Consider the following 1386-nt stretch of genomic DNA (forward strand, 5'->3'; position numbering starts at 1 on the left):
ACAAACCCTGAACCAATTATTGACAGAAATGGACGGTTTCGAGGGGAATACGGGAATTATCATCATTGCCGCCACTAACCGCCCCGATGTTCTCGATTCCGCTCTCATGCGTCCGGGCCGTTTTGATCGCCAAGTAACCGTGGATGCACCCGATTTTAAAGGTCGTTTAGAGATTTTAGACGTTCACGCCCGCAATAAAAAGCTGGCCAACGACGTTTCCATCGAAGCGATCGCCCGTCGCACTCCAGGGTTTAGTGGAGCAGATTTAGCCAATTTACTGAACGAAGCGGCAATTTTAACCGCCCGTCGTCGCAAAGAAGCCATTACCCTCCTAGAGATAGATGACGCGGTAGATCGCGTTATCGCCGGTATGGAAGGTACTCCTTTAGTCGATAGCAAGAGCAAGCGCTTAATCGCTTACCATGAAGTGGGTCATGCGATCGTGGGTACGCTCTTAAAAGATCACGATCCCGTCCAGAAAGTGACTCTGATTCCCCGGGGACAGGCCCAGGGTTTAACTTGGTTCACTCCCAACGAAGAACAGGGTTTAACCACGAAAGCGCAGTTAATGGCCCGGATTTCCGGTGCTTTAGGTGGTCGGGCAGCCGAGGAAGAAATCTTCGGCTATGATGAGGTGACTACCGGTGCCGGTGGCGATTTACAGCAAGTCTCTGATATGGCGCGTCAGATGGTGACTCGTTTCGGGATGAGCGATTTGGGTCCTTTGTCCCTAGAAAGTCAAGGGGGTGAAGTGTTCCTCGGTGGCGGTTTGATGACTCGTTCCGAGTATTCTGAGAAGGTCGCTACTCGCATCGATGATCAGGTGCGATCGATCGTGGAACACTGCCATGAAATTTCTCGGCAAATTGTCCGCGATCATCGCGAAGTGATCGATCGAGTGGTGGACCTGCTGATCGAAAAAGAAACGATCAATGGGGAAGAATTCCGGCAGATTGTGGCTGAATACGCCTACGTTCCCGAAAAAGAACAGTTTGTACCACAGTTATAGGTTGATTTCAATCTATAGGCGATCGGGTGGGTTAAGGCTCACCCGATTTTTTTATACTAGGGATTTAGTTATCATCATCGTCATCGTCTTTATTCTGGTCATTATCACCGTCTTTTTGCTGGTTTTCCCCGTCTTTATCGCTATCTTCGTCTTTTTGCGGCGATTCCACCGCAGGAGAGCCATTTTTCGGTTCTTCGGCTTCTTTTCCTCCCTGACAAGCGCCTAAAACCGTAGTCAAGGTTAACAGAATCAGCAAAACTAAGGATTTGATTTTCATAGTCTTTCTCCCCACTCGATCGATAAATATAACAATTTTAAGACTTTTGGGCGGTGGATAGTTTGGCCAATGCCAAGAAAGTGCATTCCCAGACTAAACG

Annotated in this window: 1 protein-coding gene and 1 pseudogene; one reads left to right on the top strand and one right to left on the bottom strand. The window is 48.6% G+C overall.

The genetic code is table 11. The features are described from left to right. Window positions 1–1009: pseudogene (gene ftsH2, locus PX481_RS00165) on the top strand (ATP-dependent zinc metalloprotease FtsH2); the annotation flags it as partial. 64 nt (window positions 1010–1073) lie between these two features. Here ftsH2 and PX481_RS00170 read toward each other — a convergent pair. Next, complete coding sequence (locus tag PX481_RS00170; RefSeq protein WP_288001726.1) at window positions 1074–1286, bottom strand: neurohypophysial hormones like protein; 213 nt, start codon at window positions 1284–1286, stop codon at window positions 1074–1076. Window positions 1287–1386 lie beyond the last annotated feature (100 nt).

It is taken from the genome of Microcystis sp. M53603_WE2 (genome assembly GCF_030065435.1).